The sequence below is a fragment of the Gordonia prachuapensis genome (genome assembly GCF_036350515.1).
Classification (GTDB): Bacteria; Actinomycetota; Actinomycetes; order Mycobacteriales; family Mycobacteriaceae; genus Gordonia; species Gordonia prachuapensis.
Window position 1 is genome coordinate 188,711 of record NZ_JAZDUE010000011.1, and the last position, 13,599, is coordinate 202,309.

The window sequence follows — 13,599 nt, forward strand, 5'->3', positions numbered from 1 at the left end:
GAAAGCAGTCTCGCAGTTTCCGATTCTGATGTCGCGTCGCTTCGGCGACGTGGGCGTGACGACGAGGTGTCGCGGCAGCCGCCCCCGGTTGTCCACAGGTCGAACGTGCGGACATCCTGCGTGACCGAACTTGTCGGTGGGTGCCGATACCTTGGTGTCACGCAATCGACCGCGCAGCCTCTGGCCCAGATGGGTGAGGATGAGCAGCACTCGGCCACCGAACTGGTCGAGGTGTTGCATCACTGCAATGCGGTGCGCGCGGCTGCCGATTATCGAATGCTGCAGGCGGCCAGCCTCATCCACGAGGAACGCGAGCAAGACCACCTGGTGCGTCTGGCGGCGGCGCTCGGGGAGGAATCCACCTCGTTGGCCGATCTGGAACGCCTGGCGGTGCGCGCCGCCGCCGGCGAGGACCCCCGCGCCCAGTACGGGCCGAACGGGCTCGAGCAGGCGGTGGCCGAGGTGGGTGCGGCCCTGACCATCCCACCGTCGCGGGCGCGAGCGTTCATCGAGGCCGGCAGTGTGCTGCGCCATCAGTTGCCGTTCACCGGTGCGACCCTGGGTGCCGGTCGTATCGATCTGCCCCGATTCCTCGTTGTCGTCAAGCGCACCAGTCTGTGCACACCCGAGAACCTGGATCTGCTCGACAAACTGATGGCCGAGGCGATCGAGACCCGTGAACCGATGTCGATGACGCGTTTCCTGGCGATGATCGACAAACTGATCGGCCAGAACGATCCGGCAGCCACCCGGCGGCGTCGTGAACTGGTCGACAAGGACCGCAACATCAGCGTCCGGCCCGACCGCCACACTCCCGGCCAGGCGCGCATCGGTGGCGCTCTGCCGGCCGATCAAGCTGCCGCTGTCGATGCCCGACTCAACGCGATGGCCGCCGCAGTCCACCCCGGCGACCCGCGCACCGCTGCGCAGCGCCGCGCCGATGCGTTGGTCGCGTTGGCCAACGGCGCCACCACTCTCACCTGCCAGTGTGAGGATTGTTGCGCGGGCAGCGACGAGATCGAGACGGGTGCAGATGAATCCACTGTCACCGATTCCGAAACCATAGAGTCCGAGGTCACCGAGACCGACACCACCGCGACGTCCGATCCGGGGGCACCTCGCCCGACGTTCCACATCGTGGTGAACCTGAGCACCTTGCTCGGCCACGACGACGACCCGGTGTTTCTCGACGGGCAGGGTGTGATCGATGCCGATACCGCGCGGGCACTGGTCGGCGAGGCGAAACGCTGCTACGTCCACCCCGACGACGCGAATGCTGCGCAGGTCGAGCGTTACGCGCCGAGCAGGAAGGTCGCCGACCTCATCCGTTCCGGCGAGCTGTGTTGCAGCTTCCCCGGCTGCAACAACCGGGCCTTTCACGCCGATGTGGATCACTCCGTCCCGCATGCCGAGGGCGGCCCGACCGATCCGCGTAACCTCAAGCCACTGTGTCGTTTTCATCATCGGATCAAGACATTCGCTGCTGGGTGGCGGGACTACCTGGATCCCCTCGGGGAGGTGTTCTTCCAATCACCCACCGGCCACACGTATCTGGGCAATGCGTTCACCGGTCGTGACCTGTTCGAATCGCTGACCCGCGCCACCCGACCACCCGACGACCCCGCGCGACAACGCATCGACACCATCCGAGCCCAACGCGGCGCGGCAGTCAAACGTGCCGACAAACGAGCGATGGAATGCTGGAACGAGCAGCACCCACCACCCTTCTGACCGGCTGGTCGGTGTTTCGTTCTATCAGCTTCTGTCCCGCTCGCCGACCGGGGCCACACCGATCTCGATGGTCCGCTCGACACCGACCGCGTCGAGGAACCCGCGGTCGTGGGACACCACCAGCAACGCGCCGGTCCACTGGCGCAGCGCATCCACGAGTTCTTCCGTGGTGTCGATGTCGAGGTTGTTGGTGGGTTCGTCGAGGATGAGCAGTTTCGGCGCGGGGTCGGCCACCAGGCTCGATGCCAGGGCGACACGCAGCCGTTCCCCGCCGGACAGGTCCGCGAGCGGGCGGTCGGCGCGCGAACCGCGGAACAGGAACCTCGCCAGGTGCGCCCGGATCTGCTGGGGGGAGAGATCGGGGTGCGCGTCGCCGATGGCGCCGGCGATCGACTGGCGCGGATCATCGAACGTGATCTGTTGGGGCACATAAGCGAACGGGACCACGATGCGACCGTCGGCGACGAGTTCCGCGATCCGGGTCGTCTTACCGGCGCCGTTGCGTCCGACGAGGGCGACGCGCGCCGGCCCGTCCACGGTGAACTCGTCGTCGACGATGACCTGCGCGTGCGAGCTCAACTCGACGGGCGGCATGCTGATCCGTGCGGTTCGGTCGTCTCGAATGTGTTCGCGCGCCGAATCCAGCCGTGCCGCAGCGGCGGTGACGTCGTCGCGGTGGGAGTTGCGCAGCTTGCCCGCCGACACCTGCGCGGCATCACGACGCAGGTGGGCGATGATCTTCGGGACGCGCTTCTCGCGTTCGGCGGTGGCCGCGGTGCGTTTGCGGCGGTCGAGTTTGATCTGCGCCTCGACCATCTCGCGACGCTGTTTGCGCAGATCTCCCGACGCGTTGGCGACCGCGGACTCGGCGGCTTCCTGTTCGGCGTCGACCGTCTCGCGGTAGTGCGAGTACGCGCCACCGAACAGGCGGAGCTCACCGCGGTACAGCTCGAGGGTGGCGTCGACCCGTTCCAGCATCTCCAGATCGTGGCTGACCACCACGACTGTGCCCGGGAACCGGTCGATCAGCTCGAAGAGTCGGGTCCGGGAGGCGGCGTCGAGGTTGTTCGTCGGTTCGTCGAGGAGCAGCACCGAGGGTTGGCGGGCCGTTGCCGCGACGATGGCGAGCAGTGTCGCCTCGCCCCCGGAGAGCGAGCCGACCCGGCGATCGAGGTCGACTGGGAGCCCGAGCGCGGACAGTTGGCCGGTAGCGCGCTCCTCGAGATCCCAGTCGTCACCGACGATCGTGAAATCGTCCGGCTCCACGGAACCTTTTTCGATGCGGCGCAACGCCTCCCGGACCTCACTCATCCCGAGGACATCGGCGATGGTGTGGTCGGGTTCGTCGTGTGGCTGTTGTGTCACATAGCCGACTTCCCCTCGGACGGACACGCTGCCCTGCCGCGGCACGAGCAGTCCGGCGACGAGCCGGAGAAGGGTGGTCTTGCCGGCGCCGTTGGCGCCGACGAGTGAGTACACGGCATCGGGGATCGTCACGGAGAGACGATCGAAGACGACCGTGCCGTCGGGCCAGCCGAACGAGACGTCGGACAGGGTGATGGCGGGGGACGGCTGCGCAGAGGATACGGACATTCATGCTCCTGAGGTGGTGGACGGACGCCTCGGCGCCTTGACGACGCGGGCGGGGTTGCCTACCTCAGTTGTGCATGACCGGTGATCACTCCTCGACGATGGGAAACTCGACCGATCCACCATAACGCGGTGTCGGTGGATCCCGCCAACAGGTTTCGCACCTCACCGAACGGCTACCGTGGCGTTCATGTCCAACATCGTCACCTCGGTCGGCAACGGAGTGGGCGAGATAGTCCTCGACCGGCCGACCGCGCTCAACGCCCTCGATCTGAGAATGATCGACGACATGTATCGCGTCCTCACCGAATGGGGTGACGACGACGCGATCGACACCGTGCTGGTGACGTCGTCGAGTGAGCGGGCCTTCTGTGCCGGCGGTGACATCCGGGCGATCCGCGAGCACGCGCTCGCCGGGGATCATGCGGCGATCAGCCGGTACTTCGCCGGCGAGTATCGCCTCGACCAACTAGTGGCCGACTATCCGAAGCCCTACGTCAGCATCATCGACGGCGCCGCGATGGGCGGCGGCCTGGGCGTCAGTGTGCACGGCGAGATCCGCGTGGTCAGCGAGCGAGCCGTGATCGCCATGCCGGAGACCGCGATCGGGTTCGTTCCCGACGTCGGGTCGACCTACTTCCTGCCGCGACTGCCCGACGGGGTCGGGATGTGGATGGGCCTGACCGGCGCGCGGGTCCACGGCGCCGACGCCGTCGACGTCGGGCTGGCAACACATTTCGTCGAATCCGCCCACATCGGTGCGGTGGCCGAGCAGATCCGCCTGGGTGCCCCGCTCATCGAGGTCCTCGGCGGTGGACCCGACCGTCCCGCATGTACGCTGCCGCTGCAGCACATCAAGGAGTACTTCGCCGACGACAACGTTCCGGGCATCGTCGGCGGACTGCGCGGGGCCGTCGGTGACGAATGGGCCGAGCAGATGGTGGCGCGGATCGACACTGCCTCGCCGACCAGTCTCGTCGTCGCCGCCGCGATGATCACCGAAGGAGCACGCTCGATGCTCGACGAATGCCTGGAACGAGAACTCCATGCGGCCGAACAGATCACGACCACGCACGACTTCGTCGAAGGCGTGCGCGCCGTACTGGTGGACAAGGACCGCGACCCGCGGTTCGATCCGCCGTCCATCGACGAGGTCGATCCCGAGCTGGTCGCGCGGATCGTCGGTCTCGGCTGACCGACGACACATCACGGGTTGAGTTCGAACCACCCCGAGATCGTGACCTCCTCTGCGGGAACCGTTGCGTCCCCGTCGGCGTCGTAGGAGACGTCGTCGTCGGGAGCGAACGGATCGGCGTCGCTCCGGGTGGCCGCGGCACACGTGAAGCTCGCCGCCGCGCCGTCGGAGGACATGGCCGAGATCTCCAGCGGACACGACGTCGAGCGGTGATGGACCCCGCCCAGCGAGACACCCACGGTCGAGTTGATCGGGCGCTCCAGCGGACCCACCCTCGGGCGGACGCCGCCGATCGGAGGCAGCACACCGCCGGTGAGATCGCCCACCAGGAACTCGATCTGGGCGCCGTCGGTGCCGGGTCCGGTGAACACGAACAGCAGACTGTCCGGTGGGACCGCCGGATTCGGATTGCCCCAGCGGGTGAATCGATAGCAGGCCGGGTCCCCACCCTCGGCCGGGGTGATTGCGGCATACATTCTGCCGGAACGGAATTCGAGTCCGTGACCGGCCCGGTCGATCCGGCCGTCGGCCGGCTCTCGGGTGCATTGCCCGGCGTCGACGCGGGCGGCCTGTGCCCGCTGGGCGGAGGCCATGGCCGACGACGCGGGCGGGTCGGTGCTGTCGGATCCGCCGCAGCCGGCCAGCAGAACCGACGTCGCCAGCGAGGCGGTGCCCGCAGCCACCCATCGTGCGGTGCGTCCCATCGATGCGTCAGTCCGCGGTGGCGACAAGGGGTTCGAGCGTCAGGTCGGGGTGTTCCTTCTGGACGAACTGCAGACGCCACTTATCGCTGAACAGCGCCAGCATCGCGCCGTCGGTGCGGGTGAACACCTCGACGCCGCGCTGACGGCCGAGCTCGACGGCGCTGTCGGCGTCGGTACGGCGGGCCAATGAGTAGCCGAGCGGTTCGATGGTGGTGTCGACGTTGAACTCGGATTTCATCCGGGCGGTGACGACCTCGAACTGCATCGGACCCACCGCGGCCAGGACCGGCGATGCGTCGCCCCGCAGGTCGTTGCGCAGGACCTGGACGACACCCTCGCTGTCGAGCTGGTCCATGGCCTTGCGGAACTGCTTGTACTTGTCGGCGGTGTTGACCCGGATCGCCGAGAAGTGTTCGGGCGCAAAGGACGGGATCGGCGGGAACTGCACCTTCGAGTCGATGAACAGCGTGTCGCCGGGCGCCAATGCCATCGCGTTGACCAGACCGACCACGTCGCCCGGGTAGGCGAGGTCGACCGTCGAACGGTCTCGGCCGAATACAGCCTGGGCGTACTTGGTGGCGAACGGTTTTCCGGTCTGCGCATGCGTCACGACCATGCCGCGTTCGAACTCGCCCGACACGATCCGCATGTAGGCCAGACGATCTCGATGACTGGTGTCCATGCCGGCCTGGACCTTGAACACGACCGCGCTGAACGGATCGGTGACCTCGCGAACCGCACCGTCGACGTCGTCGCGCCCGGCGGGTGCCGGGGCGAGTTCGACGAGTGTCTCGAGCAGTTGGCGCACACCGAAATTCAGCATCGCGGACGCAAAGATCATCGGGGAGGTCTGACCTGCGAGGAACATCTCCTGGTCGTGATCCTGTCCCATCTCACCGAGGAGTTCACTCTCCTCGAGTGCGGCGGTCCACTCGTCACCCTCACGGGACTCGGCTGCGGCGGCGTCGAGGATCTCCTCGGGCGCGACCTTCGCGCCGCCTGCCGTGCGCGTGAAACGGATGTACTGACCGGTACGACGATCCAGCAGACCGCGGAAATCGCCGGCGATGCCGACGGGGAAGTACAGCGGTGTCGGGATGAGGCCGATGCGTTCGGTGATCTCGTCGATGAGTTCCAGCGGTGTCTGGCCCGGGCGGTCCCACTTGTTGATCACCGTGATGATCGGGATGCCGCGATGGCGGCAGACCTGGAACAGCTTGAGGGTCTGCGGCTCGAGGCCCTTGGCGGCGTCGATCAGCATGACGGCCGCGTCGACTGCCGTCAGCACCCGATAGGTGTCCTCGGAGAAGTCGGCGTGACCGGGGGTGTCGACCAGGTTGATCACGTTGGGGACGTCGTCGTCGGCGACCTCGGCCGCATAGTTGAACTGCAGTGCTGTCGAACTGACGGAGATGCCGCGCGCCTTCTCCATCTCCATCCAGTCCGAGACCGTCGACTTACGCCCGGCCTTGCCATGGATGGCGCCCGCCTCGCTGATCATGCGGGCGTGCAGCGCCAACGCCTCGGTCATCGTCGACTTACCGGCGTCGGGATGACTGATGATGGCGAAGGTGCGTCGCCGCTTCACCTCGCGGGACACGGTGGCAGCGTCAGAACTCACCCGACGAGGCTACCGTCCGTGCTGATCACCGGGCAAAATCAGCCGGAACCGGAAAAATGCACCGAGACGGAGTCGCGCCTACTCGAACGGAACCGGAGGCATCTTGACGACCTGCGCGGCGTAGCTCAGGCCGGCGCCGTAGCCGAGGAGCAGAGCGGTGTCACCCGGCTTGGCGGCACCCGTGGACAGCAGCTCCTCCATGGCGAGCGGGATCGACGCTGCGGAGGTGTTGCCGGTGTGTTCGATGTCGTTGGCGACGGGGACGCCTTCGCGCAGGTGCAGGGTCTTGGCGAGCAGGTCGTTGATGCGGGTGTTGGCCTGGTGCGGGACGAAGACGTCGACGTCCTCGGAACCGATCTTCGCGGCCTCGAGGGCACGCTGCGCGACCTTGCCCATCTCGAAGGCGGCCCAGCGGAACACCGCGGTGCCCTGCAGCCGCACGTACGGCCGCTGCACCCGATCGCCGTCGAGGAAGGTCACCCAGTCGATGTCCTGGCGAATAGCGTCGAACTGCGAACCGTCGCTGCCCCAGATGACCGGTCCGAGCTGCTGATCCTCGGTCGGGCCCACCACCACGGCACCGGCGCCGTCGCCGAAGATGAAGCAGTTGCTGCGATCGGTCATGTCGAGGGTGACCGAGAGCTGCTCCGCGCCGATGACCAGCACGTGGGTGGCGCTTCCGCCGCGAACCATGTCCGAGGCCAGCGCCATGCCGTAGCCGAAGCCGGCGCAACCGACGGTCACGTCGAAGGCCGGGACCCCGTTGGCGCCCAGTTCGGTCGCGACCTTGGTGGCGCCCGCCGGCGTCAACAGCAGGTGGGTGTTGGTGGCGAGGATGACCGCATCGATGTCGGAGCCGGACAGCAACGCGTTGGCGATCGCGGTTCGGCCCGCATGGACGGCCATCTCGGTGACGTCCTCGTCGCGCCGGGCGAACCGACGGGTCTTGATGCCCGTTCGTGTGTAGATCCACTCGTCCGACGAGTCGATGTGCTCGCAGATCTCGTCGTTGGTGACGACCCGTTCGGGTCGATAGGCGCCGATACCGAGCATGCCGATGTTGTTGACCCCGGCGGTGTCCGCGATGACAGCCATGCGTGTCCCTTTCCCTATGCGACCCGCCATAGACGGTCTCACATCCGCGCCGTACTCGGAAGTAGGCCCCGGACGATCGGATGACCGGTCGGGAGTCGCCTCGATGATTCCGTCGGCCGCAGCGGTGTGAACGAGGACAGCAGTTGACCGTTATTCGATGGACTCTTAGTGGGCAATCAGATCGAATACGGGGTGGCGTCGTCGGATTTCGTCGCCGACCACCGATAAGCGTAGTGACCACAGGTGTGCCTGGCACGCCTGACCGGGATCGAGACGAGGAGACGCGATGATCCACGCACGGGGTTTGGTCCAGACTTTCCAGACGGGCCGTGGCAGACAGAAACGTGAGGTCAGGGCCGTCGACGGCGTCGACCTCGACATCGCCGAAGGTGAGGTGGTGGGGTTTCTCGGCCCGAACGGGGCAGGGAAGACCACGACCCTGCGGATGTTGACAACCCTGCTGCGACCCACTGCCGGCACCGCGACGGTGAACGGCTACGACGTGGTTCGCGAGTCGGTGATGGTGCGGCGCAGCATCGGGTACGTCTCGCAGGCGGGCGGGACGTTCAGCCAGGCCCAGGCCGGGGATGAGGTGGTCGATCACGGCATGCTCTACGGCATGTCGCGATCGCGGGCGACGACGCGGGGCAAGGAACTCTTCACCCAGCTGCAACTCGACGGGCTGTGGGAGCGCATGCCCAAGAACATGTCCGGCGGCCAGAAGCGGCGGCTCGACATCGTGATGGGCCTCGTCCACGATCCGACCCTGGTGTTCCTCGACGAACCGACCACCGGTCTGGACCCGCAGGCCCGGGCGAACCTGTGGGATCACATCCGGCGACTGCGCACCGACAACGGTGCCACGGTCTTCCTCACCACCCACTACCTCGACGAGGCCGACGAACTCTCCGACCGGATCCTGATCATCGACAATGGCCGCATCGTCGCGGCCGACACCCCCGACAACCTCAAGGCGCAGGTGTCCGGCGACCTGGTCGACCTCGAGATCTCCGACAACGCGGTCGTGTCGGTGTCGTCGGAGAAGCTCGCGACGATCGCCACCGAGGTCGAGACCGACGGGCGACACGTCCGCGGGCGCGTCCGTCGCGCCGGCCGCGAGGTACCCGGATTGCTCCGCGACCTGGATGCCGCCGGTGTCTCGCTCGATTCCATCGAGGTCATCCGGCCCACGCTCGACGACGTGTTCCTCACCCTCACCGGCCGGTCGCTGCGTGATGCGCAGGACGAACAGTCCACCGACGACGACGTGGTCGTCGAACAAGTTCCAGCACAGGGGGTCTCGCAGTCATGACATTTGTACGTGAGAGCAACATCGTGTTCCGGCGGCAGATCCGGATGAATCTCCGGAACCCGGCGTGGGTGCTGATCGGTGTGATGCAGCCGGTCCTCTACCTCGTCCTGTTCGGACCGCTGCTCACCCCGCTGGTGAGTCAGTTCCCCGGTGGCGCCGACAACGCCTACACGTTCCTGGTGCCCGGGCTCTTGGTGCAGTTGGGCATCTTCGGTGCGTTCTTCGCAGGGTTCAGCCTGATCGGCGAGTGGCGTGAGGGGGTCATCGAGGCCGAACGGGTCACACCTGCAAGCCGCACCGCGCTGCTCACCGGTCGGCTCATGCGTGACGTCCTGCAGCTGTTCGTGCAGGCCGTCATCCTGGTGGTGCTCGGTCTGCTGATGGGGATGCGCGGATCGTTCGTCGGCATCGTCGTCGGCATAGTGATCACCATGATCGTCGGCGGGGCGTGTGCCGCCGCGTCGAATGCGTTGGCGCTCACCACGAAGAGTGAAGACGTGATGGCTCCGGTGATCAACATGATCATGATGCCGGTGCTGCTGTTGTCGGGAATCCTGCTGCCGATGACCCTCGGCCCGACCTGGCTGCAACGACTGAGTGACTTCATGCCGTTCCGCTGGATCGTCGACGGCGTCCGTGACTCGTTCGCCGGAGACATCGTGTCGTCCAACGTCTTCTGGGGACTCGTCACCGCCGTCATCCTCGGGGCGCTCGGAACCTGGTGGGGCACCGCGGTGTTCCGTAAGGAGAATGCGTAGGTCCCCGCATCCGTCGGTTGAGTAGCCGCGCGAGGGTGCCCATATTCGTTGGTTGAGTAGCCGCGCGAACGAAGTGAGCCGGCGTATCGAAACCTTTTCGGCTGAAGGGGATCTCGATACGCCCTCCGCTAGCGCTCCGAGCTACTCGATCAACGGAAAGGTCGCCGGGCTACTCGATCGGCGGAAGGGATTCGCCGCGCTACTCGTCGAAACTGGTCTCGTTCGGCGCCGGCGGCAGCGTCACGACAGCCCCGGCATAGCTGAGTCCGGCGCCGAAACCGAGGAGCAGAGCGGTCTGGCCGCCCTTGGCCTTTCCGGTCGCGAGCATCTCCTCCATGGCGAGCGGGATCGACGCCGCCGACGTGTTCCCGGTGTTCTCGATGTCGTTCGCCATCGGGATCTCGTCGGCGAGCCCGAGGTTCTTCTTCATCAGTTCGTTGATCCGGGCGTTGGCCTGGTGGGGGACGAACACTTCGATGCCCTCGATGCCGACGCCGGAGGTCTCCAGCACCGTGGTCAAGGCCTTCGGCAAGGTGATCGCGGCCCAGCGGAACACGCGCGGCCCCTGCATCGTGACGACCATCCGGCCGACCGGATCGGTCGCGGGGTCCTTGTGCTGATACTCCTGCGCGCGGTCCATGTACTCAGGGATGTCGTAGTTCTGGCCGATGGCCTCGGCGTTCTCGCCGTCGCTGCCCCAGACGGTGGGGGAGATGCCGTTGGCGTCGCTGGGTCCGACCACCACCGCGCCCGCTCCGTCGCCGAAGATGAAGGCGGTGTCGCGGTCGGTCGGCTCCATCACCACCGACATCGTCTCGACACCGACGACGAGAACGTACTCCGCCGAACCGGCACGCACCGTGTCGGCGGCGATGCCGAGGCCGTAGCCGAATCCGCCGCAGCCCGCGGCGACGTCGTAGGCGGGGATGCCGTTGAGCCCGATGTCGAAAGCGACGATCGGCCCGCCGTGCGGGATCTTGGTCTTCCAGCTGTTCGTCGCCAGGATGAGAGCGCCGATCTTCTCCTTGGGCACCCCGGAGTTCCGGATCGCCCGCTCCGCAGCGGACGCGGCCATCGATCGGGCCGACTCGTCGCCGCTGATCCAGCGGCGGTTACGGATGCCGCTGCGCTCGAAGATCCATTCGTCCGAGGAGTCGAGAACCTCGCACACCTCGTCGTTGGACACCAGGCGGCGTGGGCGGTACGCGCCGATGCCCAGCATCGCGACATTCTGATGTCCGGTGTTCGCCGCAATCCCCACGATGACTCCGTTCCTCGTCGATCGGACTGTGCGATTGTAGGCGCTGCCCGATCAGAGCGGCCAGAACACCGGGATCAACAGCACAGCGATGACCAGCCAGCACACCATGACGACCGATCCGAGCCGCCAGTAGTCCCCGAATCGGTAGCCGCCGGGGTTCATCACGATCATGTTGGCCGGGGTGGCGATGGGGGTGAGCACCGCTGCGGCGGCGGCAGTGCACACCAGCATCAGGATGGGCATCGGGTCGACGCCGATGTCGGCGGCCGCGGCGAGCGCGATTGGGATCACGATCAGCGTCGTGGCGGCGTTGCTGATGAACTGGCCCAGCAGCGCGGTCAGCAGGAACAGCACGATCAACAGCAGATAGGCGCTGCGGTCGGCCACCAGGTTGACGATGGGTTCGGCGATCATCTCCGCGCCGCCGCTGTCGGTGATCGCGGTGGACATGGGGATCAGCGCGGCGATCAGCACGACGGTCGGCCAGGAGATGGCGCGGTAGGCCTGTTCCGACGTGACCACCTTCGTCACGACCATCGCCACCGCGCCGAGCAGGCCCGCGACCACCGGTGCCACCACACCGGATGCCAGCAGCGCGATCATCGCCACGAGAATGATGCCGGCGCGGGGTGCACTGTGACCGAGAGCGACGGTTTGCCGGCGCAGCTGTTCCGATGAGCCCACCACGAGGACCTGAGAGTTCTCGGACAGCGCATCGATCGCGCGCCACGGTCCGTGCACCAGCATTGTGTCGCCCTCGACGAGTTCGACCGCCCGGTGCCCGACGTCCTTGTTGCGGCGACGGATCGACATCACCAGCAGACCGTCTTCCGGGCGGACCATGCCTGGGCACACGGTGGCGCCGATCCATTCCGACCGTGGTGGGACGACGATCTCGCTGACGCCGGCGTCGCGGTCGACGAGCCGGCCGCCCTGGGCATGACGACCGGCGACGTCCTCGACGGTGAGGTCGTGCGCGCGGGCGTACTCGTCGACCGCGGTCCCGGATCCGGAGACCACCAGCACGTCGCCGTCCCGGAGCTTCTGGCCCGACTCGAGTAGCCCGGCACCCAGGCCGCCCTGCGCGGCGATCGACACCACCCCGGTGTCGGACGAGACGACCTCGCGCGGGTCCGCACCCACACAGGACGATTCGGCGCCGACGTGCAGCCGGTAGATGCGCTGACCGAGTCCGTAGTGGTCGACGACGGTGCCGAGGTAGTTGCTGAAATCGGCCGGGAGCGTAGTGGACTGCCGCTCCGGCAGCAACCGGTCGCCCAACAGCGCGATCACACCGAAGGTGACGATGAGCAGCGGGACACCGATGAAGCCGAACTCGAAGTAGCCGAAGCCGTCGCCGGTGGCATCACGGGCCGCATCGTTGACGATGACGTTCACCGGACTCCCGCTCAGTGTCAGCATCGATCCGGCGCTGCAGGCGTAGGCGAGCGGGATGAGCACCTTGGACGGCAACATCCCGGCGTGGCGGGCCACGGCGACGGTCACCGGGACCAGCGCAGCGGCGGCCCCGTTGATGGTGATCAGTGCGGCCAGGATGGCCGAGAGGACGGCGATGGCGGCCAGCACCCGAACGCGCCCGGTTCCGGCCAGCCGGGTCAGGAGTTGGCCGGCCCACGCGGTGATCCCGGAGGCCTCGAGACCCTCGCTCACGACGAAGAGTGCCGCGATGAACACGATGACGCTCTGTCCCAGACCGGCTGTCAGGCCGTCGAGGTCGATCAGGCCGAAGAAGTACAACGCCAGCGCGGAGGCGATGGCCACCACACCGACCGGCAGTCGATTCCAGACGAAGGCGACGATGGTGACCGCGAGGATGATCAGGCTCAACGTGGCGTCGGACACCGTCTCATCGTTGCATCACCGCATCGCCCGCGCAGTCGATGTCACCGCTCAGGTCAGGACGGCCGAGGCGGCCTCACCAGGCGTGGACGGTGTTCTGCGCCGACTCCAGCCCGTCGGAGACGAGGAGTTCGGTGGCGTCGGCGCCGTGCCCGATCAGCAGTTCGACCTCGGTGCGTGCGGCCGAGGGAAAGGGTTTGAGCACGAAGTCGGCCGGGTCCTGGCGGCCGGGGGGCCGGCCGATGCCCAGCCTTACCCGCAGGTAGTCACGCGAACCGATCGACTGACTGATCGACCGGAGACCGTTGTGGCCGCCTTCGCCGCCGCCGCGCTTGAGGCGGACCGACCCGAAGTCGATGTCGAGTTCGTCGTGCAGGACGATCAGGTCCTCGGGGCCCACGGAGTAGAACTTGGCGAGCGGTCCGATCTGACGGCCGGACTCATTCATGTAGCAGCGCGGCTTGGCGACGAG

The 13,599-nt window shown here is 66.9% G+C and carries 11 protein-coding genes; 4 read left to right on the forward strand and 7 right to left on the reverse strand.

Annotated features, from left to right (window positions below; all coding sequences use genetic code 11):
- Positions 1–189: 189 nt before the first annotated feature.
- Entirely contained in the window at positions 190–1,731 is a 1,542-nt protein-coding gene (locus tag V1Y59_RS14765) for an HNH endonuclease signature motif containing protein (protein ID WP_330505716.1), read from the forward strand.
- Between the two features lie 24 nt (positions 1,732–1,755).
- Here the strand turns inward: V1Y59_RS14765 and V1Y59_RS14770 are convergent, their stop codons facing one another.
- A complete protein-coding gene (locus tag V1Y59_RS14770) occupies positions 1,756–3,324 on the reverse strand; it encodes an ABC-F family ATP-binding cassette domain-containing protein (RefSeq protein ID WP_330505717.1) in 1,569 nt (522 codons plus the stop codon).
- Between the two features lie 187 nt (positions 3,325–3,511).
- Here V1Y59_RS14770 and V1Y59_RS14775 point away from each other — a divergent pair, with 187 nt between their 5' ends.
- Entirely contained in the window at positions 3,512–4,516 is a 1,005-nt protein-coding gene (locus tag V1Y59_RS14775; RefSeq protein ID WP_330505718.1) for an enoyl-CoA hydratase/isomerase family protein, read from the forward strand.
- Between the two features lie 11 nt (positions 4,517–4,527).
- Here V1Y59_RS14775 and V1Y59_RS14780 read toward each other — a convergent pair whose 3' ends face one another.
- From V1Y59_RS14780 to V1Y59_RS14790, 3 genes are all read right to left on the reverse strand, one after another.
- Positions 4,528–5,220 carry a hypothetical protein gene (locus V1Y59_RS14780; protein WP_330505719.1) on the reverse strand — a complete coding sequence of 231 codons (693 nt, stop codon included), beginning with the start codon at positions 5,218–5,220 and terminating at the stop codon, positions 4,528–4,530.
- Between the two features lie 7 nt (positions 5,221–5,227).
- Positions 5,228–6,841, reverse strand: a complete 1,614-nt coding sequence (locus V1Y59_RS14785; RefSeq protein ID WP_330505720.1) for a peptide chain release factor 3 — start codon at positions 6,839–6,841, stop codon at positions 5,228–5,230.
- Positions 6,842–6,919: 78 nt separating this feature from the next.
- Positions 6,920–7,936, reverse strand: coding sequence for a beta-ketoacyl-ACP synthase III (locus V1Y59_RS14790; protein ID WP_330505721.1), 1,017 nt, complete (start codon positions 7,934–7,936; stop codon positions 6,920–6,922).
- A gap of 286 nt (positions 7,937–8,222) precedes the next feature.
- Here V1Y59_RS14790 and V1Y59_RS14795 point away from each other — a divergent pair, with 286 nt between their 5' ends.
- Together V1Y59_RS14795 and V1Y59_RS14800 are read left to right on the forward strand one after the other, a co-directional pair.
- On the forward strand, positions 8,223–9,248 hold the full coding sequence (locus V1Y59_RS14795) for an ATP-binding cassette domain-containing protein (protein WP_330505722.1): 1,026 nt from the start codon (positions 8,223–8,225) through the stop codon (positions 9,246–9,248).
- Complete coding sequence (locus tag V1Y59_RS14800) at positions 9,245–10,006, forward strand: ABC transporter permease (protein ID WP_330505723.1); 762 nt, start codon at positions 9,245–9,247, stop codon at positions 10,004–10,006. Before V1Y59_RS14795 ends, V1Y59_RS14800 begins: the two co-directional genes overlap by 4 nt.
- Before the next feature lie 199 nt (positions 10,007–10,205).
- Here V1Y59_RS14800 and V1Y59_RS14805 read toward each other — a convergent pair whose 3' ends face one another.
- The 3 genes from V1Y59_RS14805 to pth form a co-directional block, all read right to left on the reverse strand.
- The gene (locus tag V1Y59_RS14805; RefSeq protein WP_330431675.1) at positions 10,206–11,270 is read right to left on the reverse strand and encodes a beta-ketoacyl-ACP synthase 3; all 1,065 of its coding nucleotides are present in this window, start codon (positions 11,268–11,270) and stop codon (positions 10,206–10,208) included.
- A 48-nt stretch (positions 11,271–11,318) separates the two neighbouring features.
- Positions 11,319–13,130 (reverse strand): SLC13 family permease, encoded by a 1,812-nt coding sequence (locus V1Y59_RS14810; RefSeq protein ID WP_330505724.1) that lies wholly within the window; start codon positions 13,128–13,130, stop codon positions 11,319–11,321.
- 73 nt (positions 13,131–13,203) lie between these two features.
- Positions 13,204–13,599 (reverse strand): aminoacyl-tRNA hydrolase (pth, locus tag V1Y59_RS14815; RefSeq protein ID WP_330505725.1); only part of this gene is annotated, 396 nt, incomplete at its 5' end.

Excerpts from the sequence above, each read along its gene's own strand:
- V1Y59_RS14780 (WP_330505719.1), bottom strand. The coding sequence starts at position 5,220 with ATGGGACGCACCGCACGATGGGTGGCTGCGGGCACCGCCTCGCTGGCG.
- V1Y59_RS14790 (WP_330505721.1), bottom strand. The coding sequence starts at position 7,936 with ATGGCTGTCATCGCGGACACCGCCGGGGTCAACAACATCGGCATGCTC.
- V1Y59_RS14795 (WP_330505722.1), top strand. The coding sequence starts at position 8,223 with ATGATCCACGCACGGGGTTTGGTCCAGACTTTCCAGACGGGCCGTGGC.
- V1Y59_RS14770 (WP_330505717.1), bottom strand. The coding sequence starts at position 3,324 with ATGTCCGTATCCTCTGCGCAGCCGTCCCCCGCCATCACCCTGTCCGAC.
- V1Y59_RS14800 (WP_330505723.1), top strand. The coding sequence starts at position 9,245 with ATGACATTTGTACGTGAGAGCAACATCGTGTTCCGGCGGCAGATCCGG.
- V1Y59_RS14765 (WP_330505716.1), top strand. The coding sequence starts at position 190 with ATGGGTGAGGATGAGCAGCACTCGGCCACCGAACTGGTCGAGGTGTTG.
- V1Y59_RS14775 (WP_330505718.1), top strand. The coding sequence starts at position 3,512 with ATGTCCAACATCGTCACCTCGGTCGGCAACGGAGTGGGCGAGATAGTC.